The following is a 25,694-nucleotide window of genomic DNA, read 5'->3' as shown; positions in this document are numbered from 1 at the left end:
TGCAGTTTTGTACAGCTTGAGATTCTGCGCCATAAACTATGCAACTCTAGAGGATGCACCGTTCTAATATTGAACCTAAACCATAATCTTAAGGAGCATGCAGTTACTGTGAGATCTGTTTCGTCTACTTTTTTTACAATTGCCTTGTCGGTCCTCATAGTTTTTGCCAGTCCGCTCGTAGCTAGCGCGGCAACGCTTTCTCAGCCAGCGGTGTTACCAGGCTTAAGCGGTGTCTTCACGGGCGATCACCCTGACAACATCGGCGTTATCGACGGCAAGCTAGCAGACTGCCCTACCACCCCAAACTGCGTCGTTAGTCAAAATGCCGACGAGGAACATGCGATCGCGCCAATTATCTACAAAGGTGAACGAGAAGCAGCAAAGGCAAACATCGTCGATATTCTCGGCGTGGTTCCTCGGACAAAGATTGTTGAAGAAACGGACAACTATATTCTAGCGGAATCCGAAAGCCGACTAATGGGCTTTGTCGATGACACTGAATTCTACTTTCCAGCAGATAAGAACGTCATCCAAGTCCGTGCGGCAGCTCGTATGGGTGAATCTGACTTAGGCGTCAATCGTCGCCGAGTTGAGCAGATCCGACTAGCCTTTAATGACCTAGCACAGCAAGGCGCAGACTAACCTTCGTCTAAGATGATCATCTCAAGCTGTCGATGTAGTTGTGCATCTACGCACCGCTGTGTTTAGCTTGGGCTTTGAGAAGGTGGCTAGCTAGATTCTAGATTGAGGCTATTTCTTTGCTTTGCTGCGGCTGCTTCTAGCTTTTGCTTCCTTTACAGTTTCAGCTTCAGTGCCAGCCGTCTCAGCACTGACATCTACTTCTTCAGGTGGGGTAACGACACTTTCTACCTCGGGCTCAATTGGAATAGCCTCTGGTTTGATTTTCTCCATTACCTGTGCTTTCACTTTCGCCGCAAACTCTGGGTCTTCCTTCATGCGGATAATAGTGTTATCTCGGCCCTGAGCAACGTTATTACCTTCATAGCTGTACCATGCACCTTTGCGTACAACAATGTCGTGTTCTTCGGCAATATCTAACAGGCAGCCTAGGATGGAAATACCCTCGCCAAAGATAATATCGAACTCGGCAATGCGAAAAGGTGGAGCTACCTTGTTTTTAGCAACTTTGACTTTTACTCGAATACCAAATTGATCGTTGCCTTTCTTCAGCGTTTGAATGCGGCGAATGTCTAAACGCACAGAGGCATAAAACTTTAGCGCATTCCCGCCCGTGGTAGTCTCTGGATTACCGTAGGTAACACCGATCTTTAGACGTAGCTGGTTGAGGAAGATAACAGTGCATTGCGACTTGCCGATGTTACCGGTAATCTTTCTTAGCGCCTGACTCATCAACCGGGCCTGAAGACCCATATGAGAGTCACCCATTTCACCTTCAATTTCGGCGCGAGGCGTAAGCGCGGCTACAGAATCTACAACAATCAAATCGACTGCCGAAGAGCGCACGAGCTGATCGCAGATCTCTAGGCCCATCTCGCCCGTATCCGGTTGAGAGATCAGCAGATTCTCCACATCCACACCTAGGTTCGCAGCATAGTAAGGATCAAGCGCATGTTCTGCATCAACAAAGGCAGCTACCCCACCTTGACGCTGAATTTCTGCGATCGCATGCAAAGCCAGTGTTGTCTTACCCGAACTCTCTGGACCATATATCTCAATTACCCGGCCTTTAGGCAATCCGCCGCCTAAAGCCATATCTAGAGTCAGCGCGCCAGTAGGAATAGTTTCTACCTGCATACGGCTAGCTTCGCCTAACCGCATGATGGAGCCTTTACCAAAGTTGCGCTCAATTTGAGTCAGCACAGAAGTCAGAGCTTTTTGCTTTTCAGAAGAGGCGTTAGCAGCCATAAGTCAGTATTTCCGCAGAGTTGTTTGGCTAAATTCTAAGAAGTGAATTGAAAGGTTTGTAAAGTTAGCTGGAGGTAAAATTAATCCAGGTGGAATTCGCTATACTGATTTTAGTACACCTGAACTAAATCGACACCTCTGAAACGCACCTTTGAAACATATGTTGATGCGTGACGGCTACGCCGCTCAAATGTGTCTAAGCCTAACGTAATCTACATCTTTATCGCACATAGTCAACCTATAGATAAATTCGAGATGACCGCCGTTCGAAAGTGGAAGTGATTAGGGGCTGATTTTGAGATGCTGATGGGATGTTGAACTTAGCTGATGTTGAACTTAACTTATTAGCTCTAACCTTTGGCTGCTAACAGGTTCTTTGTACTAGCTTCTATTTGCAGCGATCTACGCAGCACCCGTTTTAACTATGCAATACTGTCAGCTTGTTGATATTTTGACCCAGCCCGATTGGGTAATTGCGATCGCCCGCACAGAACTCGGTTATCGCTGCTGGGTCTTCACTCCAGACTTTACGGTTCTAGACGATGGCGAAGTCCATCCCACCCGAGAATCTGCTGCCCAATCTGCTCGGGGCCTTATTATCGACTCTAGAGAGCAATAGAACCTACGTGCCACTAAAAACTGCAGCTCACATTGAGCGTACATAAAGATAGAGCGCATATAGGTCATGCCTAAGCCTCTAACGCCTCACTAAGGTTCCAGGCAGCACTAATTAGAGCAATGTGCGTAAAGGCCTGAGGGAAATTGCCTAGACCTTCACCGCTAGTGCCAGTTTCCTCTGCGTATAGGCCTACATGATTAGCGTAGGTGAGCATCTCTTCAAAGATCCTTCGAGCTTCGTTGAGCGAATCAGGGTGCGTAGAGCCTGCTCGGGTCAGGGCTTCTACCAGCCAAAAAGTACAGAGGTTGAAGGTACCTTCCTCGCCGTCTAATCCATCGCTCGATTCGCCCTCGGAATTTAGAGGATTGTATCGGTATACCAAACTATTCGCCGTTAATCCGCCCTGTCGGGGTGGCTTTCTCACTGCTTCAATGGTGCTCTGCATCTTTGGATCGCTAGCCCCCATGAAGAAGACTAGCGGCATAATCAAACAGCCTGCATCTAAATCTTTTGAACCGTAAGCTTGTACAAAAGCACCTCGTTCTTCGTCCCAACCCTTCTCTAGAATTTCTTCAAAGATTTCGTCTCTCACTTCTTGCCAGCGAGAACGATCGGCTGGAAAAGACCGCTCTTCTGCAATCCGAAGCGCCCGGTCAACGGCTACCCAACACATCAGCCGAGAGTAGACATGATTTTTCGGGCCGCCTCTAGACTCCCAGACGCCCTGGTCTTTGCGTTGCCAATTGTCACAAACCCAGTTAGTCAGATAGCGCAGATGCGTCCAAAAAGAATAAGAGATAAAATCGCCATGCTTGTTGTAGAGATACACAGAGTCCATTAGCTCACCACAGATATCTAGCTGTAGCTGATCGTAAGCTCCGTTGCCGACGCGCACAGGCTTAGAACCTTTGTAGCCTTCAAGGTGGTCTAGATGCTCTTCTTTGAGATCTAGCTCGCCATCTATGCGATACATAATCTTCAAGCTACCCCCTTCTCCTAGCTCCTGACAGCGAGCTTCTAGCCAACCCATAAATGCCCTTGCTTCTTCTGTAAATCCCACTCGGATTAGGGCATACACGGTGAAGGCAGCGTCGCGAATCCAAGTGTAGCGATAGTCCCAGTTGCGCTCACCGCCAATCTGTTCTGGCAGGCTGGTGGTAGGCGCAGCCACAATTGCGCCCGTAGGCTCGTAGGTCAACAGCTTTAGCGCTAGTGCCGAGCGCTCAACTCGGCGTCTCCATCGGCCTGTATAAACACAGTGAGAAAGCCAATCTCTCCAGTAGTCTGTTGTTTCGTGAAAGAAAGTCTCAGCCGCCTGATTGAGATTGTCGAACTGTTCGCTTTTGGCCGATTGACCAGCCGGTCGAAAGATAAAGACAGCACTTTCTCCCTCTGTTAAAGTGAACTCAGCAAAAGCGCCCCTATCGTTAATCCGGAGTGGGATGTCGGTAATCAGCTCAAAGTACTCGCATTCAATCGACTCAGACTCATCATTAGGATCAAGGGGGCGGGTGTCCCTGCAGGGGTTGCGATCGCATAAGAAAGCGGCTCCGTTAGCAATCTCTTTAGTCTTGTGCGTTGCCAGGCCATATTCAAAAGCTGGGTAGCACTCCGCTCGAAAGGTAATCTCTCGGCGAACAGTGCGAACTTGGCGAATAATCCAGTTGCGCATGTGAGAATTGCCAAGCGGCATGAAGTCGACCACTTCTCCGACACCGCAGTCGCAAAGAAATCGAGTAATCAAGATATTCGTTTCAGGGTAGTAAAACTGCTTATGATGGTCGTTTTCTACTAGGGACTCGATCTTGAAGTGGCCTCCCTTGTCGGCATCGAGGATAGAGCCGAAGATACTAGGAGAATCGTGGCGAGGATGGCAGAACCAGTCGATCGATCCATTTAGCCCAATCAGCGCAGTCGTACGCATGTTACCAATCAAGCCGTAGTCTTCGATAGGCTGGTATTTCACTGATCTTTTCTGCTGACAGCTCAACTGTCAGGACGCAACTTCGACCTTATCCTAAGCTAATTTTTGAGCTGACTCTGAGATTTTTCTAAGATTTCCGAGAATTCTACTAGTTGGTCTACTAGTTAATTCAAACAAATTTCATCTTTAGGCGCAGTCTCTAGCAGTCTCTAAAGAATTCACAATCATCAGACTCTATTTTCTTGGATTGAAAATTACGGTTAGCGAACACCTGTGTAAGCGCTAACGCCTAAGACGCTTGCCAAGTACCGTGAAATCCAATTGGGACTACACTGGGTAGGGCCACACGGCAAACGGGTTCACCTAAGGTCTTAGCCGCAAAAATCCACAGTTCACTACGGCTGTTTAGCGAGTTGTAGACGACTATCAAAAGCCATCCTTCTGAGGTCTTTGCTGTTTGCCTACCTACGACATGCAGCGGCTCACTCCCATAGACGCCATCGCCTAGATCCGTTTGAGTCAACTGCTGTGTTGTATAGTCAAACCGACCGACTGCACCAAACCAGTCTTCCCCCGTCTTTACTCCCTCACGGTGCATCAGCACATAGGTTTGCTCCCACGGCAGACCTACCTGATTACTTGGCACTTGGGGAAATTCACAGTCTTGGTCGACTACACAGTCGTTGCTGAGTATGCGGCCAGACTTTGGCTCTAGTTTGAGCTGCCAAAGTCTGCCATAGGCTTTGGTTTTCATCCGCCCGGAAGGCACTTCTCTAAGGACTTCATTAATATGAGCGAAATCGTCAAACCGAGCGTAGTCTAGACGAATGCTGCCATCTGCTTCTAGACAGCCGTTGCCATAGTGCCACTGGAACCACGAATCAGTATAGCTATCAGAAACAGTTTCTAAGCTCTCGCGATCCACAACAATAGTGCGCGTTCCTAGATCTGGCGCCCATTTTACCGCATCGGCATAGGCAAGTTTGTTCAACAGCAGCGGTAGCGGGTTCACTTTGACAGGTGATACCAGAAATATTAGATACGGTCCGGCAATGACAAAGCTATGCACTAGTGGAATTTCTTTGAGGGCGATCGCCCGTTTCTTAACCAATCCACCGCTCGCATCGCATCGATAGATCGATAGCTCGCACAAAGAATCCACGCCAATACTATAAATTTCACCGCTGATAGGATCTCTTAAAGGATGAGCGGAGAAAGGTTGAGCTGTTTTTAGCCAGCCCAAAGACTCTAAGCCAATCGTTTCTAACGTTTCTAGATCTAGGCTGTGAGGGTTTCCCGCCTCCCACAGCGCTAAGAGTTTGTCTTCTAAGGCAAAAACAGACGTGTTGGCAGAATTTTTGATAGCAGTACCGTTAAATAGGCCTAGCATATGTTTCCATAAGGGGCCAGGCGATCGCATTCCATAGTTGCCGAACAAGAATCTGCCCGCTTCACTCTCTGCTTTATAACCCTGCGTTTGCACGTAGCGATAGGTAGCCTTTGCCCCCGCTGGTGAGAGTTTCACTCGTAGAACCGCACCGTCACCATCAAACCAGTGACCCACAGGCTGTCCACCACGTTCCAATCGCCCGGTTCCATTTTGATAGAACGTGCCTTGTAAGTCTTCAGGAATGTCCCCAGAGAGAACCGCTAGATCCGTTGGCGGAAACTCTTTTGCCGGTTCGGCAAAGGCACCATGCCAGGGCTGTGGTTCGTTATCAGAGGCTATCTTGTTACCAAGTGCATTACTAGCGGTATCAACCGAGGAGAGCGAACTAGTCAACGAGGAAGCCATAGCAGCGAATCAAGATTGGATCGGTAATACCAGTGTAAAAGCTACGACGCCAGGTTGAGTGTTCTCTAGCTTTAACTCTCCTTTATGGGCTCTAGCAATTTCTCTAGACAAGCTTAAGCCCAGCCCAAACCCTTCTCGCTTGCGATTGCGAGAGAGATCGCCGCGATAGAACCGATCAAAAATGTGATCGCGATCTTCATTAGGAATACCAATAGACGAATTAGTCATGGTGATCGCAATCATCATGCCTTCCTCTTTGCCCTCAATCGACAGCCATCGATTAGTCGAACCCTCTGGCAAGTTGTACTTAATGGCATTGTCGATTAGATTTTGCAGAACCTGAGTAAGTAAGTCGCGATCGCCCTGCACATTCAGCTTTGTGGTTAGATCCACTTTCACTAGCAGATCAGGCGCAAGCATTTCCACATCTTCTAGCAACAAAGTCAAAATTTCGCCTATGTCTACCGGTTTTTGACGTAGGCTCATCTGTCCAGCATCCGCTAGCGATAGCAGCAACAGCTTCCGTACAATCGTACTCAGCCGCGATACCTCATCCATTAGTTGGCTCAAGCTCTGCTGTAAATCAGATCCAGGCTCAGCCTGCTGCATCACCCTTTCTAGCTCGCCACGTAGAATTGCTAGAGGCGTCTTTAGCTCATGCGCTGCATCGCCACTAAACCGAGAAGACTGCTTGAAGCTACGTGCCAAGCGAGCAAGCATTTGATTAAATACTTCGATTAACTCAACAAATTCCACATCGCTGCTGCCAATGGGAACTTGCTGATCTAGCCCAGTTGCTGTGACCTGTTTGATTGCACCAGTGAGCTTTTCAACTGGCTTGAGCGCGCTGCCAGATAGGATCCAAGCGCCAACCGCGATCATCAGTGTCGTCGCTGGGATCACCACAAGAAAAATATTACGGATGATCGCCATATCTCGATCGATAGTCTGCAGACTAACGGCAATCACGCCTCTTCCAGCCTCAGAATGGACGATCCCTATTCGCCAGCTACCCGTTGCGGTATTCCGCGTCAGCACAGTTTTGGCACTACTCCGACGGAAAGTCGCAGTCCCTACCGCAACCGCTTCTGCAATGTCGTTTGAGAGCTGATCACCAATTGTTTTCATCAGCTCATTTGTTTCTAAAGGCTCACCGCCTAACTGGGCTCCTCTAACAGAATAGTGCCGCGTATTTCCTATCGAATCAGTAGCTAGCAAGATAATAGGTGTGCCAATTTGAGTGACAATCTCTCCAGGCAGCTCTTGGCTAAAGCTTTGAAACCACTCGGGCGATCGCACAACTGTCATCTGCTGTAGCTGCTCTCTTAGCTTGGCATCCAAGCTACCAATCTTGGCAACATAAATTAGTCGCCAAGCCACAAAAGCAAATCCAATTAGCGCACTACCTGCTAGTGCGACGGAGAGCAGAGCAATGCGAATGCGGAAGGATTGAAGCTGCACCAGAGACTCATGCCTCTACGATCTAAATATTTACAGCTCTAGGAGCTACCGCTTCAAAAGTAAGCGTTTTAAGCACTACCATCTTAAGCGCTACTAACTTAAGCACTACAGTCTGATGTTAGATATCTCTGCTCTAGGATCGCTTGTACGATTGTCTTTGATTTGCTCGTAGAGAGATTTCTCCTTCTCGCTTAAGTTCTTAGAAGGGGTAATCATTACCTTCACAATCTGATCAGTGCGATCGCTACCTTTCTTCTTGGGCCATCCCTTCCCTCGCAGTCGTAGGGACTGACCTGACTTCACTCCAGCCGGAATGCTAACCGTGACACTACCGTCGGGAGTAGGTACTTCCACTTTAGCCCCTAGAACGGCTTCATCAGGAGCGATTGGCACTTCACAAACTAAATTGTCGCCATCGAATTGAAAAAAGTTGTGAGGTGCGATTTCCACGGTTAGATACACATCCCCGCGCTGTTGGGTTTGCGGATTCCTAGCGCCTTTTCCCTTCAGCCGAATCTTGCTTCCGGGCTTTACACCGGCCGGAATTCGCACCTTTACCGATTCGCCACCAATACTAAAGCGCTTTTCTACACCGTGAAATGCTTCAGACATAGTCAGCTTCAGTTCGGCTGTTTGATCGTACATGCCCCGACTGGACGAAGCGCCGCTCGCTGTCCTAGGATCAAAGCCAAAACCACTGCTACCAAATCCACTCGTATCGAAGCCGGTGCTACCAAAGCCGCTGCTGCCAGGTCTCGTTTGATAGCGCGTTCGTGTTTGCGCACCGCCAGGGCCCCCAAAGCCACCCTTACGACCTAGCAGCTCAAAGATAAATTCTTCGAAGCTACCGTATGAACCAAAGTCAAATCCGCCTGCCCCGCCAGGAACGCCCCCTCCCGGAACACCGCCACCCGCCCGGCTAGCCTGCTGCCAATACTGACCAAACTGATCGTACTTCTTACGTTTGTCCGGGTCAGAAAGTACCTCGTAGGCTTCGCTGACTTCCTTAAACTTAGCTTCAGCCGCCTTATCATCTGGGTTGACATCGGGGTGATACTTTCTAGCTAGCTTACGGAACGAGCGCTTGATATCGGCGGCATCTGCTGTTTTACTGACCCCTAAAATGGCGTAGTAGTCTTTAAAGTCAGTTGCTGCCATACGAATCTTGCTCTCTTACTCACTAAACTCCCTTCAAGCTCAGCGTAGCAAAGCCCGCCCAGTTTAAAGGTTCGGTTTTCTGGTTCGGGTGATCCGGTCGCTGATAATTCTTGAAGTCATGCAAACAAAGTCACACCCGCAAAATCATCCGAAACGGACAGTGCCCCTGCCGAACAAAGAACAGCCTAAGTCGAAGGCTGATCGCGCGCTCGTCCGTAAAGCTCAGTGAGTTCTTTCAGATAGGTCTTGATAGTTTGCGTGAGCATAGCCTCTGAATAGCGCCAGCCCCAGTTACCTTCACCCACGCCCGGTGTATTCATCCGAGCTTGAGAACCTAAGCCCAAGATGTCTTGCATAGGGATGACTGCCTGATTCGCAATGGAACTTAAAGCCAAACGAATAATAGACCAGTGAACAGAGATAGGTTCAAAAGCCCCTAGGTAAGTCGCTATTCTTTGTTTCTCAAAGTCAGGAGCATTTTGATACCAGCCAACAGTAGTGTCGTTGTCATGGGTACCGGTATAAATCAGCGAGTTTCGATCAACGTTGTATGGCAGATAAGGATTTAGGTGGTCTGAGCCAAAAGCAAACTGAAGAATCTTCATACCCGGGAAATCGAAGCGATCGCGCAACGCCTCAACCGCCTCATCAATCAAACCTAGATCCTCTGCCAAGAAAGGGAGCTGACCCAAGTTTGCTTCCACCTTCTCAAAGAACTCTACCCCTGGGGCTTTTATCCACTCGCCATGCATCGCTGTGTCATGGCCTTCAGGGACTGCCCAAAATGCTTCAAATCCTCTGAAGTGGTCAATCCGAATCAAATCGACAAAGCCTAACAGTGACTGGATTCGCCGCATCCACCAGTCAAAGCCATCCGCCTGCATGACTTCCCAATTGTAGGTAGGATTGCCCCAGAGCTGCCCTGTCTCGCTAAAATAATCCGGTGGCACTCCTGCCATTTGAGAGGGCCTTCGCGTTTCTGGATCTAGCATAAATTTCTGAGGATACGCCCACACATCAGCGCTGTCGTGCGCGACATAGATAGGCATATCGCCCACAATCTGGATACCGCGCCTGTTGGCGTAGCTCTTGAGCGCACACCACTGTCGATAAAACTCGAACTGCATGTACTCATGAAAGAAAATGTCGGTCGCCAGATCGACGCGGGCACGGTTGAGCGCATCAGCATCGCGGCCCGCTACAGAATCCTCCCACTCAGACCACGGTACCCCACCGTTTGCCCCCTTAAGAGCCATGAACAGCGCATAATCATCTAGCCAGCTAGCCTGCTCTACTCTAAACTGGCTGAACGCAGCTTTTATCTCTTCACTAGCGGCCTGTTTGAAGCGCTCCGCTGCCCTTCCCAACAGCGATAGCTTGAAGGCGCTGACCTTGTCATAGTCCACGGTATCGGCCGGAAAGTGCTGAGATGGCATTAGCTCATCAGTATGCAGCAGTCCTTCCTCATGCACCTTGTCTAAGCTGATCAGCATAGGGTTTCCCGCCATCGCTGAGTAAGACATGTAGGGGGAATTCCCATGTCCTGTTGGGCCGAGCGGCAAGATCTGCCATAGCGTCTGCTGGGTCTCTTCTAGAAAGTCAACGAATTCATACGCATGTCGACCTAGCTCTCCAATACCGAAACGGCCCGGGAGTGAGGTGGGATGTAGCAAAATGCCGCTAGCTCTAGGAAAAGACATTAGGTAGTTTGTAAGGATTGCTCAGACTCTATCACGGGTAGATATCAGCAAAACTCTGCTTTTTGAAAGAACTGTGAAGGATGGATGAGAGAATGTCAGGAACCCTATAAAACTGTTCTTACCGCTGCGGTTATGGCCCACAAAAATCCCGCGCCCACAGTCGATCTAATCATTGAAATGATCGACCGTCCCCATCGGCCCATTATCTTGATTGAACGACTCAACCAGCCTTATGGATGGGCTCTACCTGGTGGATTTGTAGACTACGGTGAGTCAGTAGAAACAGCCGCTACAAGAGAGGCCAAAGAAGAAACTGATCTATCTGTTAGGCTCATTGAGCAGTTCCAGGTATATTCTGCTCCTACTAGGGACGAACGTAAACACACGCTTAGTATTGTCTTCATCGCTACTGCTATAGGTCAGCCAACTGCCCAGGATGATGCTAAGAGCCTAAGAATCTTCAATCCGTGGGAAGTACCTTTAGATTTATGCTTTGATCACTCCAAGATCCTACAAGACTACTGGTGCTATCGGCACTACGGCCACCGGCCTAGACTGTCGCTCTAGATAATCGATCTAGATGACCAACTCGGTGACAAGTTGGTTGTAGTAACCATCGAGGATGACCTGCAACCGGATATGTCTGCAATAGATTGTGTCTGCAATCAGTGTCCACAATCAATGGAGAGCTTTGGTTAGGAGCTAATTCAACGCCGTCATCATGCTGTCACAAATTTATGCTGGCTTAACTTGGCGTCAAATCACACTCAACCCCTTAGAATTGTTCCGTGGTCCTTGACATAGCAACTTAGCTTGATCAGTGTGCGTCCATACTAAGTGGTGGCTCCAAAGACCCTAGAGAACAGAGAGTGTATAGAAATCGTGCGAAAAATTATTCAGACCGACCAAGCCCCCGCCCCTGTTGGGCCTTATAACCAAGGCATCGTAGCTTCTGGCGCAATGCTTTTCGTAGCTGGGCAGATTCCCCTAGATGCTAAAACTGGAAAGTTAGTAGGATCGGCTATCGGCGAGCAAACTGAAAAGTCTCTACAAAATTTAGCGGCTGTTGTCGAAGCGGCAGGCTCAGACTTTTCTCAAGTGGTCAAGACGACCGTGTTCTTAAAAGATATGAATGACTTTGGTGCTATGAACGAAGTGTACGCAAAGCATTTTGATAGTGAGACTGGGCCCGCTAGAGCTTGTGTGGAAGTAGCGCGGCTACCAAAAGATGTGTTAGTGGAGATCGACTGTATCGCTATGGTGACTAAATAGTATTTGTGACTAGTGTGAATAGATAGTTTATAAGCTCTAGGGCAATAGATCCCCACAGCTAATACATTCACACTTATATACAAGTAATTCACACCTACTATACAAGCGAGCAAATACACGATTTTCATGGCCACGCTTGCGAATGATTAGCCTTGACTCATAGAGAAAACGTAAGAAGGGAAGTATGACTGATTCACTTGCGATCGCGATTCTAGCAGCCGGCAAAGGTACCCGAATGCGCTCATCCTTACCCAAAGTGCTTCATCGTCTTAGCGGCTTAACCCTAGTAGAAAACGTCATCGCCAGTACTAGCCTGGTAAACCCTACACGTAAGATCGCGATTGTGGGCTACGCCGCCGAGCAAGTGAAGACAACTTTAGCTGCTGTTCCTAATTTGGAATTTGCTATGCAAACCGAGCAGCTAGGCACAGGCCACGCTGTGCAGCAGGTAATCCCTTCCCTAGAGGGCTTTACAGGAAATCTGCTAGTGCTCAATGGTGACGTGCCACTACTCAAGCCAGAAACCATCAAAAACATGGTTGAGACCCATATAGAACGTGGAAATGCAGCTACTATCTTGACCGCGCAGATAGAAGATCCGACAGGCTATGGCAGAGTGTTCTGTGACGATAGACTCATTGTTCAAGAGATTATTGAACATCGAGATTGTACAAACAAACAAAGAGAAAATAATCGCATCAACGCAGGTATTTACTGCTTTAGCTGGTCAGCTCTGATGACTATTTTGCCACATCTCAAGGCAGACAATGACCAGCAAGAGTACTATCTTACTGACGTGATTAAGGATCTTTCTCCTGTAATGGCTGTTGATGCCTCACCTGCAGAAATTGCCGGCATTAACAACCGCAAACAGTTGGCGGAAGCAGAAGCGGTAATGCAAAAACGCATCAAAGACGACCTGCTACTTTCGGGAGTCACGTTAATTAACCCTGAGAGCATCACTATCGATGCTGCAGTCACTATAGCGCCTGATGTAATTATTGAGCCGCAAACTAACCTGCGGGGACATTCCGAGATTGGCACAGGCTGTCGAATTGGACCAGGCAGCCTGATCGAAAACAGCACTATTGGTGAGAATACAACAGTTGTTCATTCTGTTGTTACCGACAGTAAAATAAACCCAGGTGGCCGGATTGGACCCTTTGCACATCTACGTGGTCAAGCCGAGATCGGAGAGAATTGTCGAATTGGCAACTTTGTCGAGATCAAGAAATCGACTGTAGGAGCTAAGAGCAATGCAGCACATCTCTCTTACATTGGTGATGCTGAGCTAGGCAGTCAGGTGAACGTTGGGGCAGGAACAATCACGGTGAACTATGACGGCAAAAATAAGCACAAAACTGTACTGGGCGATCGCACTAAAACAGGGGCGAACAGCTGCCTAGTGGCTCCAATCACTGTCGGTGAAGACGTTACCATTGGCGCTGGCTCAGTCCTTACCAAAGACGTAGAACCTGACTGTCTCGTTTTCACCCGGACTCCTCAAAAGTCTATTCCTGGTTGGAAACCAAAGTATCTTAGATAGAATTCCTCACGTTGTATCAAAGATGCACTTAGAGATGTACAGAGCTGCATTTTGAAAGTGGCGTTTGAACTAAGCGTTTGAGTCTGACACCACTAGCAACTTGATTCGTGTAGTAAAGTAAGGATGCATGCCTAGCTCTTGGTGGGCTTTTCTTTGCTATCTGAAATATCTAACTACCATATCCAAGCGCGATAACTACTTGATGATGATTCAATAATGATCAGTGGCAACACGTTGGATAGTTCCATACGTCTATGATTTCAGTATATCTTGCTACCCTCTACCACCCAAATATAGTACTTTGCCGACATTGTTGAATTCCAGTTAATAAAACAATGAAAAAAGCCGTAGCAGTACTAAAGTTACGCAAAGCTACAAAACCTTAGAGATCAATGAGTTTATGAGCGTTTCTGTAAAGAAAACTATCTATTAAAGACGCTTTCTATAGTTGATCTAAAGGTTGATTTCCTAACCCATTTTGTTTTCTTAGTATGTAGATGGGAAAACCTAACTTAACTTAGGCTCAATCTACCTGGCTGAAGATGAAGAGGATGTTTTGAATGACAAACGCACAGACTTATCAGCCTAGAGTGGGCGGTGCAATCGGAAGAGATAGCATGACACTATCTCAACATGTTCTGCAGCAGCTTCAAAGCTTTGGTCCAGATGCACAGGACCTCAGCGCTTTGATGAATCGAATTGCCTTCGCCGGAAAGCTTGTCGCCCGCCGGCTTACCCGCGCTGGCTTGGTAGAAGATGCTTTAGGCTTTACTGGTCGCACCAACGTGCAAGGTGAATCCGTCAAAAAGATGGATGTGTATGCCAACGATGTCTTCGTTTCTGTCTTTGAGCAAAGCGGCCTAGTTTGCCGACTGGTTTCTGAGGAGATGGAAGAAATCTACTACATGCCCGAGAACTGCCCACTCAGTCGCTATACGCTACTCTACGATCCGATTGATGGTTCTTCAAATGTGGATATCAACCTCAACGTTGGCTCTATTTTTGCTGTGCGCCGTCAGGTCGGAGATGACTTTGACCAAACTGGTAACGACTTGCTTACTCATGGGCGCAATCAAGTTGCTGCAGGCTACATCCTCTATGGACCTAGCACCGTGCTTGTTTACTCCATTGGCAAAGGGGTGCATGCGTTTACGCTTGATCCCAGCTTGGGAGAGTTTATTCTAGCCAGTGAAAATATTCAGATCCCTCAGCACGGCTCCAACTACAGTGTTAACGAAGGAAACTTTTGGCAGTGGGATGATCCCTACCGCGACTACATTCGTTACATGCACCGACACGAAGGCTACAGTGGCCGCTACAGCGGTGCTCTTGTGGGTGACTTCCATCGTGTCTTAATGCAGGGTGGTGTTTTCCTCTATCCTGGCACCATTAAAAATCCGCAGGGCAAACTTAGACTGCTCTACGAGTCCGCCCCCCTAGCCTTCCTTGCCGAACAAGCAGGTGGCAAAGCGACAACTGGGGAGCAAGCAGTTCTAGACTTTGTGCCTGATCAACTTCACATGCGCACCCCTCTGATCATTGGCAGCAAAGAGGACGTTCAGCTTGTAGAGTCTTTTATCCAAGATCATAAGATAGAACGCCCCTCTATCCCTAGCGGCGTGGCCTAACACTTAGTTACATCCACCCTTGGCTTTCAAATTCTGTTATCTTTTTACTTGTGCACTATGGTCTCTCTCCTCGAAAACCCCCTTCGCGTCGGACTCCAACACGACAAAATTCCGGCTCCTCAGATCCTAGTTATATTTGGCGCTTCAGGTGATCTTACTCAGAGAAAACTCGTTCCTGCCTTGTTTCAGATGAGGTTAGAGCGCCGTTTACCCCCTGAACTAACTATTGTTGGTGTCGCTAGACGCGAGTGGAGTCACGAATTTTTTAGAGAGCACATGGAAGAAGGTGTGCGAGAGTTCGGTGAGGGTATCGATGATAGCAATCAGACAATTTGGGATAAGTTTGCTCAGGGATTATTTTACTGTCCTGGTAATATCGACAAGCCAGAAGACTATCAGCGACTAAAGCAGTTTTTAGCAGAGCTAGATGAGAAGAGGAACACTCAGGGCAACCGTACCTTCTACCTTTCTGTCGCACCTCGATTCTTTGCAGAGGCCGCTCAACAGTTAGGGGGTGCGGGTATGCTAGCCGACCCTAGTAAACAAAGACTCGTCATTGAAAAACCCTTCGGTAGAGATCTTGCTTCTGCTCAGTCGCTCAATTACAAAGTACGCAATGTCTGCAAAGAAGAGCAGATCTATCGGATCGATCACTACCTAGGGAAAGAGACCGTACAAAACCTGCTGGTCTTTCGCTTTGCTAATGCCATTTTTGAGCCCTTATGGAACCGTCAGTTTGTCGATCATGTCCAAATCACCGTAGCTGAAACTGTTGGACTTGAAGGGCGCGCAGGCTACTACGAAACAGCAGGCGCAATTCGCGATATGGTACAAAATCACCTGATGCAGCTTTTTTGCCTAACTGCAATGGAGACTCCCAACTCGCTCGATGCAGTTAGCATCCGCAATGAGAAGGTGAAAGTATTACAGGCAACTAGGTTGGCCAACGATGCCGACCTATCTCAGTGCGCCGTTCGAGGCCAGTATTCTTCGGGTTGGATGAAGGGAAAAGAGGTACCTGGCTATCGGAGTGAAGAGGATGCACCTAAAGAATCTACCAATAATACCTTTGCTGCCTTAGAGCTACGAGTCGATAACTGGCGCTGGCAAGGCGTTCCCTTTTACTTACGGACTGGCAAACGTCTGCCTAAGAAAGTTTCCGAAATCTCTATCCACTTCAAAACAGTTCCTCATCTGATGTTTCAATCAGCTGCTAAACAGATGAATACTAATATTTTAGCTCTGAGGATTCAGCCTAACGAAGGGGTCGCGATGCGGTTTGAAGTAAAGACGCCGGGCTCTTCGCTCAGAACGCGTTCTGTAGATATGGACTTTCGGTACGACGCAGCCTTTGGCAAACCAAGTACGGATGCCTATAGCCGCTTACTTGTAGATGCGATGCTAGGTGATCAAACGCTATTCACTCGTGGAGATGAGGTAGAACAATCTTGGCGGGTATTAACTCCCCTGCTAGAGGTGTGGGATGCTCCGGCCCCAGCCGATAGTATTGCTATGTATGAAGCTGGTACCTGGGGGCCAATTGAGGCAGAGCTGCTGCTAAACAAAACCAATCGCCGCTGGAGGAGGCTGTAGATTCTGATGGTGTGAAAAGCCACAATCTTCGAAGCTACTTTCTTCTAGAATCGTTATTCTACATAATCTAGGTACGAGACTACTTCCTGCAATACCACTTCAATAAACAACAATGGCAACTTCTCTTCTAGCACTACAAAAACCAAAAGATATCTCTCTTGACGAGATTGAAACGGAGCTACGTAATATCTGGCGCGTTCAAAACGATGGCGGCTCTGCGCCAGTCGCCACTAGAGCGACAACATTCACACTTGTGGTCTATGAGCCGGATGAAATTCAACAGCTACTGGCATCACTAGGTTTCTATGCAGGTGAAATCGACGGTTCTCACGGGAACGATACTAGAGAAGCAATCCTAGCGGCGCAACAAGACTTTGGACTAAGGCTGAGTGGGCAAGTTGATACCGAAACGCTAGCACGCCTAAGATCGGAAGTGCGTCAGTTGCCTGCTGGACGCCCCCAGTTTAAGAATGAAGACGTTCGTGGCTATAGCTTTAATTCGTTAGCAGCCCAAAACCCCTGTCGCGTTATTACACTATGTCCTACCTTTGGTGACGACGAAGGCGTTAGTGCTCAAGTATCAGCTTATTGCCCGGTGCAAAAAAGTCATAGTAGCAATCTGGTGTGCTGTGAGTACATTACGCTGCGAGGTACTAAAGAAGCGTTAGAACGAGTAAGCGATCTAGTTAATTCTTTGGTCGTTTCAGATTTGCCTAAGTTCATCTGGTGGAAAGCAACGCCAAATCCTGAACAAATATTGTTTCAAAAACTGGCACTCGCTAGCAGCTGCTTAATTTTGGATTCGAGTTATTACGGTGACGCGGAGTCCGAAATTCTAAAAATTCAGACCTTAGTGAACGAGCGCACAAACATTGCAGACCTGAATTGGTATCGCTTAGCACCTTGGCAAGAGCTAACCGCTGAGGCGTTTGATCCACCAGAACGACGTATGGCTATCACTGAAGTTGATCGCGTTGGGATCGATTATGAAAAAGGGAATCCGGCACAGGCATTAATGTTTCTGGGCTGGTTGGCAAGTCGATTAAACTGGCAGCCCGTTGCTTACGAAAATGAGGGAGGCGATTACGACTTGAAGCGAATTAGCTTTGAAAGTGAGAGCGGTCGGGAAATTCAGGCAGAGCTAGCGGCTATTCCAGTAGCTAATCCAGGAGAGATTCTTGGGGATCTCACGGGTGTACGTTTGGAATCAACTAACCATGATGCCAACTGTAATACTATCTTGTGCTCTAAAACAGCGGGTTGTATGCGAATGGAGTCTGGCGGTAGCGCCCAGAGCAGTTTGGTAGAAGAAGTCACATCACTTTCTGATCAACGCTCAGATCTTTTATTAGAGCAGCAGCTACAGAGCTGGGGCGAAGATGTACTGTTCGAAGAGAGTCTGGCTGTAACCTCTAGCATATTGGAGCTGACGAATTAAGGCACAAAGGAACTATAGTCAACGACCCTTGCGTCTCAACTAGGTAAGGGAAGATGCAAATAAAGACGTAATTGGTTATGTAGCGGTTAGGTAGCAAAGATGCTAAATCTATCAAGATGCTCTTGAGCAAGATTGATTATCACTAGATGATAGTTGGAGTCGATAACCTGCTTTAGCTACTTCGGCAGATATTTTAGTAGCTAAAGCTGACTACTTGGTTAGCGAAGAGTCAAGCTACTATGTTGACCAGATACTATGTCAACTAGCTTACGTAATCGCTCGCTGATAGTTCTCTTTATCAGTGGCCGTAGCTACTGAGATAGCCTTCGAGGACATGAAATCTATCACAGTTGAGGCTGTAATACATCCATCGACCTTGCTGACGAGCATTGACTAGCCCTGCTTCTTTTAACGTTTTGAGATGAAATGAAAGTTTAGACTGGGCAATACCGAGGCGATCGCACATATCACCGACACAGAACTCTCGCTCTTGCAAAAGCTCAATCACTTGGATACGAATTGGCTCAGATAATGCGTGGAAACCAGAAAAAACAGGATCTGATGATTTTGCCATTTTGAGTGCTTTGAGTTTGACTTGGAGGTAGCTCTAGTCCCTAAGCAAAAGAAAATTTCTATGTGCTGCTGGATACTAGAAGCTTAAACAAGCTAAATCAGTTTGGCCATCCGAGCATATACGATGAAATCAAGTTATATCAGTAGTTCTTTAGCTGCACCGACTAGAGATAGTGCGGTCACAGAGGCAGTAACTGCCCGTAAAATTGCTGTTCCTAAAGAGACAATCTCATAGCCACTGTCCGTAGCAACCGTAATTTCGCCAGGTGTCCACCCACCTTCTGGGCCTACGAGTAATGTGACATCATGTGAACCTACGGATACTAGATCATGCTGAATTTTTGATAGAAGATGAGGACTGTTCTGCCTAGTCGCGCAGATATATCGTATCCCTGACCAATTAGACTCAATCACGAACTGTTGAAGAGTAGTAGGGGAGAAAATTTCGGGAGTGGTAGCTCGTTCGCATTGTTCCGAGGCTTCTTGAGCAATGCGATGCCAGCGGGTTAACCGGCTAGCGCTAGGATTAAGTAGGGTGCGATCGCTCATGAGCGGATAGATATGCGTGACGCCTAACTCCGTTGCCTGACGCACTACCTGGTCGAAACTATTTCCTTTAGGCAAGGCCGCCGCTAAACGAAGCGGCCCAGTAGCTGGCCCAACAGCCGATAAGTCAGCAGAGATAACCTGCTCGATAGACGCTTGGTCTACTTGATCGCTCAGCATCACTAGCCATTGCTTCCCTCTACCGTCTTGAGCGATGAAGCGATCGCCTGAATTTAGCCGCAGCACCCGGCGTAAATAATGTATCTGCTCCGATGTTAAGAGCAAGCACTCTTCTTTAAGTTGGTTCGCGGTTACCGTTATTCGCTGAACCATATGAAACAAGGGAAGTATCAGGGATAAGGACAGTGACTGTCTTTCGGTGACTATTGTATTTAGCGCTATAACAGCAGTAGTAAGCTGCCGTCGTATTCTTTAGATATCAGCCTCGATCTATTTGATGAGACTAGGACTCTATCAGAGCTTTCAACCAGACGAACTCTAATCTAGATGATTTTTTAGGAAAACTCATAGTTTGTCAGCTTTATTCTGTGCCCCATCGAACGATTTCAACATCTACAGAAGCGACTCCAGCGCGATAGGTCCCTAGATCGCGAGCGGCTTGCTCTGAAAGATCTAGAACACCACCAGAACGGTCATTAATCCTAACAATTACGACCGCGCCAGTGGTGTAGTTTGTGAGCTGTACCAGCGTACCAAACGGCCAGCTTGGGTGAGCCGCCGTGTGGGCGTATCGATCAAAGACTTCACCATTTGCCGTATAGTTTCCGTCAAAACCAGGGCCGTACCAGCTGACAGGCATAGGCTCAGCTTGAACCCGATACGGTATGGTCAATAGCATCACTCCGATGCCGACACAGACAAAAACAGAGCTACTCAGGCCATCTAGAGACTTAAAGTAACCCATCGGAAAACCCCTTTTATCAATTATCGCAGCTATTATGCCAAGGGATGCAATTCAATGCAACGCAAGCTCAAACGCTTGCGATAGGCTAGGACACGATTAAAAGGCTATGTACTTTCACCATCTGCACTTCTATGTACAAGATACCGAGGCTTGGCAGAAGTGGTTTAGCCAAAAGCTATCATTCAACTCGTCTTCAAAAAACTCGCCTTTCGAGCATTCAGAGGGCTTTAGATATCCATGTATTCAGCCCTACGAGACTTTAAGGCAAGGTAATATAGAAATCCGACTCTCTGCTCCGGTTCGAACTAGTTGCTTCAATCGCGCTGATAGGGATCCTTGTCCAGTAGAGAGCTACTTGGAACAACATCCGTCAGGACTGGTAGATATTGCTTTTGCAACTAAAAATTTTGACGCAGTTCTAAGACAAGCTCTAGATGGGGGCGCAAGGCTATTAGAGCCAGTCACTTATGACGAGTCGGGCCAACGCCAGTGTCAGATCAACGGCTGGGCGCATCTACGCCACACCTTAGTGGAAGTCTCCAGCCAGTGGACTGCGGCACAAAAACATACGGAGCTACCAGACTCGATAGCCTTAGTATCAGGGTTTAGATCAGAGCCTAAACTTTCTGATATCGACCATGTCGTAATCAACGTGCCACAAGACGAATTGCATGCGGCTGCCGGCTGGTATCAAGAGGTATTTGGTATGGTATTAGGACAGCAATTTGATATCCAGACTGCCCGTTCAGGTCTACACAGCCAAGTGCTCGTTCATCCTGACGGCCCTTTACAGCTACCGATTAATGAGCCAAGCTCGCCAAATTCTCAAATTCAAGAATTTTTACTACACAATCGGGGAGCAGGCGTACAGCATGTGGCTCTGCGAAGTGGAAATGCGGTAGATGCGATCGCTCACTTCAGAGCGCAAGGACTCAACTTGCTTGACGTACCTTCCACCTACTACGACAGCCTTCATCAGCGTCAGGATTGCCCAATCAAAGACCTTTCTGCAATTAGCCGGCAGCAGCTTCTAATCGACTGGCCCCAAGGCGGACAGCAAGGCTTGCTACTACAGACATTCACTCAACCTATTTTTGAGGAACCTACTTTCTTCTTCGAAATCATTGAGCGGCGCGGTTATATAGAAAACGGTCAACTAAAAGCTGTCAAAGGATTTGGAGAAGGAAATTTTCAGGCGCTGTTTGAGGCGATTGAGCGCTCTCAGCTAGAAAGAGAAGGGTTGCCGGATAAGGACGAACCTTGCAAGTAAAAAGGACCGTCCCTTTCAAAGAACCGTCCTCTTGTTCGCTTAGTTTCTACCCACATAGCCAGTTTCTAGCAAGCTTGTAGTCAGCAGGATTTCAGACTATGGCTGCAAAGCCTATCTCAGGAAACCCGTAACAAACCACAGCACCGCTAGCGTAATACTCGTAGAAAGAGAGGAAACTTGGCTAGCTGGCAACATCGTTCCTTGACCCCTTAAGATCTGTGCGACTAGAAGCCCTAAGCATAGCCCAACAATCAGGCTCAGAGTAGAGAGTCCCACCGAGCGCCAAAGCTTTCGGGTCTTCTGATTCAAAAAATAAACCGCTGCCATCAGACCCAGTGCCAAAGCCACAGAAGCACCCACAGCCTCATCCGACTGCAAAAACCAAGCTAAACCCACTAGGCTAGCAAAGATAACCGACGGCCAAAGCAGTTCCCCACTACTTTCAGGCTGGTCTAGCAAGTCTGAAAACCACTGTGGTCTAAGCCTTTCGCTATTTCCTCCAAAAGTAGGAAGGGACGGTTTAGAACGAGTTTGATCTTCGGGGAACCGAATTCTATCAGGTACTTTAATCTTGCCCTCTCGACGTAACCTCAACTTCTCCATTAAAATTGCGTCGTAGGCTGCCTCGACTTCCTGTTGCCTTTTAGGATCATCCTTACACGCGGTTACTAACTGTGCGCGAGCAGACTGAACCTCCTCAAATGAGGATGCTTCCGTCAGTCCTAACGTTTCATAGTGAACGTTTTGTTCGCTCATGCCCAACCTCCGAATCGGCCTAGTAATCTATATAAAGTATAATGGCGAAAACCTAACGGTAAATCATGCGATAGACTTCGTTCATCCGACCTTATCGCTAGAAACTTACTGAAAAGACTCCTTTTGTCAAGAAAATATTCTTACTTAAAATATACATAATTAACAGTGTAGCGGGAGACAGGCTGAAACGAATAGCAGCTAAAGTTCCGATTGCGTCATCACTTCTATAAAAGTTGTTAAGTGTATTGAAGACTGCTTTCAAACTGGGTATAGAAAAGATCATATATGAAGCTAAGGTAAATTTTCCGCGAAAATCCCATGAGCAAATGATGAATTTCTTGCTAAGGTGTGGATGCGCTATAAAAAAATCACGCTGAAGCTTCACAAACTTAGGATGTAAGGCACATAAACTGATTGATTCTTCTGCGATAAGCACTGGGTTATTCAAACTTTAAACTTGAGTGAACCTGGTGTTTACTAGATTCCGTTTTGTCTGCTTTTGATTTGCTTTAGTACCAGGATTCTAAATTATGGCCGATGCCAAAATCCTCGTGGTCGATGATGAACCCGCTATTCGCAACCTGATTCATCGCTTCTTAGCCAAACAAGATTATCAGATGGAATCGGCTGAGGATGGGAAAACTGCGCTCGCGATTTTCGAGCAATTCAACCCTGACTTGGTGATTCTTGATGTCAACTTGCCTGATGCTAATGGATATGACCTATGTAAGGAAATGCAGTCTCGAACGGGCGTGTTCGTGCTGATGTTGACAAGCCGCACTGATGAGGCGGACAAAATTCGCGGATTCCACACCGGCGCCGATGACTATATCACTTAGCCGTTTAGTCTGGGCGAGTTGGAAGTTAGGCTAGGTGCCATTTTGAAACGGCAACGCCCTGTGACGATCGCTGAGCAGCAGCGCCTAACCTTCAACAAGCTCTCGATTGATCCAATCCGTCGTGAAGTCACCCTAGCGAATGACTTAGTACCGTTGACTGCGCTAGAGTTTGACCTACTACATTTTCTAGCTGGACATCCGGGCCGGGTATGGCGTCGGGCGGAACTGATTCAGAAGGTATGGGACTACGAGTATGTAGGTGACCAAAGAGTAGTCGATGTGCATATCGGTCAAATCAGAAAGAAAATTGAGATCGATACGACCCAACCGACACTCATTCAAACGGTGCGTGGGGTTGGCTATAAGTTTGAGCCCCCTGAAACGGCAGAAAACGGGTGAGTCTTTCTAACGATACTTTCTACCTTTATTAGGCCTCATTACTCATTATTAGGTTAGGAGTGCTGACTGCGATTAGTCTGCAAAATCGAGCTATGGCAACCTGGTGTCCATACAGTGTCCATACATCGATTGTCATAGTAATAAGCAAGGTTAGTCTGCTAGTTCTGCTCCCCATTCGATAGCTTCTTGCCAACCTTGTCCCCTACGTATCACCAGCGGAGATCCATCTGTTACATCGACAATAGTAGACACCTGATGACCAAGCTCAGTATTACTATCTACGACAACATCAACTAACTTCTCTATCTGATCAAACAGCATCACCTTCGACAGAGTATCGATATCATCTTCTGTCGACCGACTCACAATAGAGGCAGCAGAAGTTGAGATAATTGGATTGCCTAACGCTTCTATCAGTGATAGGCACAGTGGGCTGTTGGGTACTCGAATACCTGTCGTTCGTCTTTTGGGATTGATCACTAGCTTTGGTACTGCTTTGGTCGCGGGTAAAAGAAAAGTGTAAGGCCCTGGAATCAAACGCTTCATAATTTTATACGCAGGGTCGGTAACGTGGGCGTAGCTAGCTACGTTCGATAGAGAGGCACACAGAAAAGTCAATGGCTTGTCGTTGGAAAGCTGTTTAAGTTGTCGTACTCTTTTAATCGCGGACTTTGAACTTAGGTCGCAGCCGATAGCATAGACCGTATCCGTGGGATAGAGCATAATTGCTCCCTGACGAAGATCATCTCGCAATGCATTGATTGTTCTAGGATCGGGTGTAACCGGATGGACTTCGTACAGGGTAGCCATAGATAAAAAACTGGAGAAGAAAAATGGAAAGGGAGCGTACAGAATAGGCAGGATTGAGCTTGGATATTGATAGACCTATTAAGATCGCTATAGACAATTACTTAATATCTCTACCCCTATTCGAGTAAGTAAAGATGCTTACCTTCTATTGCTTATGAAAACGTTAGCCTACTTCGACTGTCCGACCGGAATTGCTGGCGACATGTGTCTAGGCGCATTAGTTGATGCAGGAGTACCGATAGACTATCTAAAAGAACAGTTTGCCAAGCTAGGTATAGACGATGAGTTTAAGCTACAGGCTGAATCGGTCTTGCGCAGCCAGCAAGCGGCTACCAAGGTTCATGTCGAACTAACAGAGCATTCGCTTGAAAAACACCATCACCACCATCACCATCACCACGGCACGCGTAAACTGCCTGAGATAGAGAAGCTTATTCAACAGGCTGATTTGCCGCAACGCGCTACTCAGTGGAGCCTTTCTGTTTTCGGTAAGCTAGCAGCAGCAGAGGCTAGTGTTCACAGCATTGCACCCGAGCAGGTTCACTTTCATGAAGTGGGTGCAACGGATGCAATCATTGATATTGTCGGAACCTGTTTGGGCCTAGATTGGTTGAATATCGATCATCTGGTCTGTTCGCCGCTACCGACAGGCGGTGGTACAGTGCGCTGTGAACACGGTCTGCTACCGGTACCTGTACCAGCGGTGCTCAATATGCTAGAAGCCGCAGAAGTTCCGGTGTATAGCAATGGAATAGAGAAGGAGTTAGTCACACCCACAGGTTGTGCGATCGCCATCACCTTATCCGAATCATTCGGTCCTCCGCCTAGCTTTAGGCTACAGAAGGTGGGTCTTGGTGCAGGCGGGCGAGAATTATCTATTCCTAATATCCTTCGTCTGTGGATTGGCACTATTGCTGATACAGCTTCCGATCAGCCGCCTGTTTCCTCAAGCTATATCCATCCCACTGAGACTCATGGCCTTGAGACTATCGTAGAGCTGCGGACTCAGATAGATGACTGCTCGCCTCAGGTAATTGGATTTGTTTTCGAGCGGCTATTCTTAGCAGGGGCTGTAGATGTCTTTACGCAAGGCATAGCTATGAAGAAGAACCGGCTAGGGACGCTACTGACCGTTATCTGCCCAGAATCAAGGGTTATTGACTGTGAGACCATTCTGTTTAATGAAACAACAACTTTAGGAATCCGTCGTACTTGGCAGAAGCGGACTGCTTTATCGAGAGAAATGGTTAGCGTCTCAACCATATACGGAGAGATAATGGTGAAGCTAGGACGGATAAACGGAAAAGTCGTGAATGTACAGCCAGAGTATGAAGATGTAGCTGAAAGAGCGCGATCGCTCAATCTTGCTTGGAAAGTGGTACATCAGGCCGCGATGACGGCTGCAGTTGCTTACTGTGAGGCAGCTCATCAGAGTGATTTGGCGGTTGATTAGACGACCATAGTAGTAGTGCTCAAGTAGTGCTAAAAAAACGGTGTTATTGTTTATAGGGCTACTGATATAGGGCTACTTACGAAGATATTCGTTGTTCAATTT

General features: G+C 47.6%; 22 protein-coding genes and 1 pseudogene. 12 read left to right on the top strand and 11 right to left on the bottom strand.

Annotated elements, in window-relative coordinates; genetic code table 11:
• Positions 1-144: 144 nt before the first annotated feature.
• Entirely contained in the window at positions 145-642 is a 498-nt protein-coding gene (locus S7335_RS12790) for a DUF1499 domain-containing protein (protein WP_227499995.1), read from the top strand.
• Between the two features lie 311 nt (positions 643-953).
• Here the strand turns inward: S7335_RS12790 and recA are convergent.
• A pseudogene (gene recA / locus S7335_RS12785) lies at positions 954-1,887 on the bottom strand (recombinase RecA); the annotation flags it as partial.
• 424 nt (positions 1,888-2,311) lie between these two features.
• Here recA and S7335_RS12780 point away from each other — a divergent pair.
• Positions 2,312-2,506 carry a hypothetical protein gene (locus S7335_RS12780; protein WP_006457410.1) on the top strand — a complete coding sequence of 65 codons (195 nt, stop codon included), beginning with the start codon at positions 2,312-2,314 and terminating at the stop codon, positions 2,504-2,506.
• A 70-nt stretch (positions 2,507-2,576) separates the two neighbouring features.
• On the opposite strand, the gene S7335_RS12775 is transcribed toward S7335_RS12780, so the two are convergent.
• The 5 genes from S7335_RS12775 to malQ form a co-directional block, all read right to left on the bottom strand.
• Positions 2,577-4,472: a glycoside hydrolase family 15 protein gene (locus S7335_RS12775; protein ID WP_006456694.1), complete on the bottom strand. Its 1,896-nt coding sequence runs from the start codon at positions 4,470-4,472 to the stop codon at positions 2,577-2,579.
• 247 nt (positions 4,473-4,719) lie between these two features.
• Complete coding sequence (locus S7335_RS12770; RefSeq protein WP_006456679.1) at positions 4,720-6,225, bottom strand: carotenoid oxygenase family protein; 1,506 nt, start codon at positions 6,223-6,225, stop codon at positions 4,720-4,722.
• Between the two features lie 9 nt (positions 6,226-6,234).
• On the bottom strand, positions 6,235-7,686 hold the full coding sequence (locus S7335_RS12765) for a cell wall metabolism sensor histidine kinase WalK (RefSeq protein WP_006456114.1): 1,452 nt from the start codon (positions 7,684-7,686) through the stop codon (positions 6,235-6,237).
• A 105-nt stretch (positions 7,687-7,791) separates the two neighbouring features.
• Positions 7,792-8,844, bottom strand: coding sequence for a DnaJ C-terminal domain-containing protein (locus S7335_RS12760; RefSeq protein ID WP_006455456.1), 1,053 nt, complete (start codon positions 8,842-8,844; stop codon positions 7,792-7,794).
• Between the two features lie 185 nt (positions 8,845-9,029).
• Positions 9,030-10,544, bottom strand: a complete 1,515-nt coding sequence (gene malQ / locus S7335_RS12755; RefSeq protein WP_006454101.1) for a 4-alpha-glucanotransferase — start codon at positions 10,542-10,544, stop codon at positions 9,030-9,032.
• An 84-nt stretch (positions 10,545-10,628) separates the two neighbouring features.
• Between malQ and S7335_RS12750 the strand changes: the two genes are divergently transcribed.
• From S7335_RS12750 to opcA, 6 genes are all read left to right on the top strand, one after another.
• Positions 10,629-11,111: an NUDIX hydrolase gene (locus S7335_RS12750; RefSeq protein WP_006456738.1), complete on the top strand. Its 483-nt coding sequence runs from the start codon at positions 10,629-10,631 to the stop codon at positions 11,109-11,111.
• Positions 11,112-11,423: 312 nt separating this feature from the next.
• Positions 11,424-11,816, top strand: a complete 393-nt coding sequence (locus S7335_RS12745; protein WP_038018184.1) for a RidA family protein — start codon at positions 11,424-11,426, stop codon at positions 11,814-11,816.
• A 184-nt stretch (positions 11,817-12,000) separates the two neighbouring features.
• On the top strand, positions 12,001-13,362 hold the full coding sequence (glmU, locus tag S7335_RS12740) for a bifunctional UDP-N-acetylglucosamine diphosphorylase/glucosamine-1-phosphate N-acetyltransferase GlmU (RefSeq protein ID WP_006457168.1): 1,362 nt from the start codon (positions 12,001-12,003) through the stop codon (positions 13,360-13,362).
• Between the two features lie 560 nt (positions 13,363-13,922).
• Positions 13,923-14,990, top strand: a complete 1,068-nt coding sequence (gene fbp / locus S7335_RS12735) for a class 1 fructose-bisphosphatase (RefSeq protein ID WP_006454243.1) — start codon at positions 13,923-13,925, stop codon at positions 14,988-14,990.
• Positions 14,991-15,047: 57 nt separating this feature from the next.
• Positions 15,048-16,583, top strand: coding sequence for a glucose-6-phosphate dehydrogenase (gene zwf, locus S7335_RS12730; RefSeq protein ID WP_038016189.1), 1,536 nt, complete (start codon positions 15,048-15,050; stop codon positions 16,581-16,583).
• A 112-nt stretch (positions 16,584-16,695) separates the two neighbouring features.
• The gene (gene opcA, locus S7335_RS12725) at positions 16,696-18,021 is read left to right on the top strand and encodes a glucose-6-phosphate dehydrogenase assembly protein OpcA (protein ID WP_006456562.1); all 1,326 of its coding nucleotides are present in this window, start codon (positions 16,696-16,698) and stop codon (positions 18,019-18,021) included.
• Between the two features lie 298 nt (positions 18,022-18,319).
• Here opcA and S7335_RS12720 read toward each other — a convergent pair whose 3' ends face one another.
• The 3 genes from S7335_RS12720 to S7335_RS12710 all read right to left on the bottom strand — a co-directional run bounded on the left by S7335_RS12720 (position 18,320) and on the right by S7335_RS12710 (position 20,065).
• Positions 18,320-18,595: a helix-turn-helix transcriptional regulator gene (locus S7335_RS12720; RefSeq protein WP_006455678.1), complete on the bottom strand. Its 276-nt coding sequence runs from the start codon at positions 18,593-18,595 to the stop codon at positions 18,320-18,322.
• Positions 18,596-18,729: 134 nt separating this feature from the next.
• Positions 18,730-19,473, bottom strand: coding sequence for a 16S rRNA (uracil(1498)-N(3))-methyltransferase (locus tag S7335_RS12715; RefSeq protein WP_006454767.1), 744 nt, complete (start codon positions 19,471-19,473; stop codon positions 18,730-18,732).
• Positions 19,474-19,681: 208 nt separating this feature from the next.
• Positions 19,682-20,065: a septal ring lytic transglycosylase RlpA family protein gene (locus tag S7335_RS12710; RefSeq protein WP_006453675.1), complete on the bottom strand. Its 384-nt coding sequence runs from the start codon at positions 20,063-20,065 to the stop codon at positions 19,682-19,684.
• Between the two features lie 106 nt (positions 20,066-20,171).
• On the opposite strand from S7335_RS12710, the gene hppD reads away from it, so the two are divergent.
• Positions 20,172-21,335: a 4-hydroxyphenylpyruvate dioxygenase gene (hppD, locus tag S7335_RS12705; RefSeq protein WP_006453447.1), complete on the top strand. Its 1,164-nt coding sequence runs from the start codon at positions 20,172-20,174 to the stop codon at positions 21,333-21,335.
• Between the two features lie 111 nt (positions 21,336-21,446).
• On the opposite strand, the gene S7335_RS12700 is transcribed toward hppD, so the two are convergent.
• Positions 21,447-22,091 (bottom strand): CPP1-like family protein, encoded by a 645-nt coding sequence (locus S7335_RS12700; protein ID WP_006454523.1) that lies wholly within the window; start codon positions 22,089-22,091, stop codon positions 21,447-21,449.
• 530 nt (positions 22,092-22,621) lie between these two features.
• Here S7335_RS12700 and S7335_RS29500 point away from each other — a divergent pair.
• The gene (locus tag S7335_RS29500) at positions 22,622-22,930 is read left to right on the top strand and encodes a response regulator (RefSeq protein ID WP_006455645.1); all 309 of its coding nucleotides are present in this window, start codon (positions 22,622-22,624) and stop codon (positions 22,928-22,930) included.
• Positions 22,931-22,972: 42 nt separating this feature from the next.
• Positions 22,973-23,329 (top strand): response regulator transcription factor, encoded by a 357-nt coding sequence (locus S7335_RS29495; protein WP_227499994.1) that lies wholly within the window; start codon positions 22,973-22,975, stop codon positions 23,327-23,329.
• 150 nt (positions 23,330-23,479) lie between these two features.
• Here S7335_RS29495 and S7335_RS12690 read toward each other — a convergent pair whose 3' ends face one another.
• Complete coding sequence (locus tag S7335_RS12690; protein WP_006455566.1) at positions 23,480-24,139, bottom strand: L-threonylcarbamoyladenylate synthase; 660 nt, start codon at positions 24,137-24,139, stop codon at positions 23,480-23,482.
• Positions 24,140-24,293: 154 nt separating this feature from the next.
• On the opposite strand from S7335_RS12690, the gene larC reads away from it, so the two are divergent.
• Positions 24,294-25,592 (top strand): nickel pincer cofactor biosynthesis protein LarC, encoded by a 1,299-nt coding sequence (larC, locus tag S7335_RS12685; protein WP_006457438.1) that lies wholly within the window; start codon positions 24,294-24,296, stop codon positions 25,590-25,592.
• Positions 25,593-25,694: the final 102 nt, after the last annotated feature.

The organism is Synechococcus sp. PCC 7335, assembly GCF_000155595.1.
Lineage (GTDB): Bacteria > Cyanobacteriota > Cyanobacteriia > Phormidesmidales > Phormidesmidaceae > Phormidesmis.
This window is presented reverse-complemented; position numbering and strand designations above follow the sequence as displayed.

Bases quoted from the DNA above. Each gene is read 5' to 3' on its own strand.
- S7335_RS12780 (WP_006457410.1), top strand. From the start codon at position 2,312: ATGCAATACTGTCAGCTTGTTGATATTTTGACCCAGCCCGATTGGGTA.
- S7335_RS12770 (WP_006456679.1), bottom strand. From the start codon at position 6,225: ATGGCTTCCTCGTTGACTAGTTCGCTCTCCTCGGTTGATACCGCTAGT.
- S7335_RS12760 (WP_006455456.1), bottom strand. From the start codon at position 8,844: ATGGCAGCAACTGACTTTAAAGACTACTACGCCATTTTAGGGGTCAGT.
- malQ (WP_006454101.1), bottom strand. From the start codon at position 10,544: ATGTCTTTTCCTAGAGCTAGCGGCATTTTGCTACATCCCACCTCACTC.
- S7335_RS12750 (WP_006456738.1), top strand. From the start codon at position 10,629: ATGAGAGAATGTCAGGAACCCTATAAAACTGTTCTTACCGCTGCGGTT.
- glmU (WP_006457168.1), top strand. From the start codon at position 12,001: ATGACTGATTCACTTGCGATCGCGATTCTAGCAGCCGGCAAAGGTACC.
- fbp (WP_006454243.1), top strand. From the start codon at position 13,923: ATGACAAACGCACAGACTTATCAGCCTAGAGTGGGCGGTGCAATCGGA.
- zwf (WP_038016189.1), top strand. From the start codon at position 15,048: ATGGTCTCTCTCCTCGAAAACCCCCTTCGCGTCGGACTCCAACACGAC.
- opcA (WP_006456562.1), top strand. From the start codon at position 16,696: ATGGCAACTTCTCTTCTAGCACTACAAAAACCAAAAGATATCTCTCTT.
- S7335_RS12720 (WP_006455678.1), bottom strand. From the start codon at position 18,595: ATGGCAAAATCATCAGATCCTGTTTTTTCTGGTTTCCACGCATTATCT.
- S7335_RS12715 (WP_006454767.1), bottom strand. From the start codon at position 19,473: ATGGTTCAGCGAATAACGGTAACCGCGAACCAACTTAAAGAAGAGTGC.
- S7335_RS12710 (WP_006453675.1), bottom strand. From the start codon at position 20,065: ATGGGTTACTTTAAGTCTCTAGATGGCCTGAGTAGCTCTGTTTTTGTC.
- hppD (WP_006453447.1), top strand. From the start codon at position 20,172: ATGTACTTTCACCATCTGCACTTCTATGTACAAGATACCGAGGCTTGG.
- S7335_RS12700 (WP_006454523.1), bottom strand. From the start codon at position 22,091: ATGAGCGAACAAAACGTTCACTATGAAACGTTAGGACTGACGGAAGCA.
- S7335_RS29500 (WP_006455645.1), top strand. From the start codon at position 22,622: ATGGCCGATGCCAAAATCCTCGTGGTCGATGATGAACCCGCTATTCGC.
- S7335_RS12690 (WP_006455566.1), bottom strand. From the start codon at position 24,139: ATGGCTACCCTGTACGAAGTCCATCCGGTTACACCCGATCCTAGAACA.
- larC (WP_006457438.1), top strand. From the start codon at position 24,294: ATGAAAACGTTAGCCTACTTCGACTGTCCGACCGGAATTGCTGGCGAC.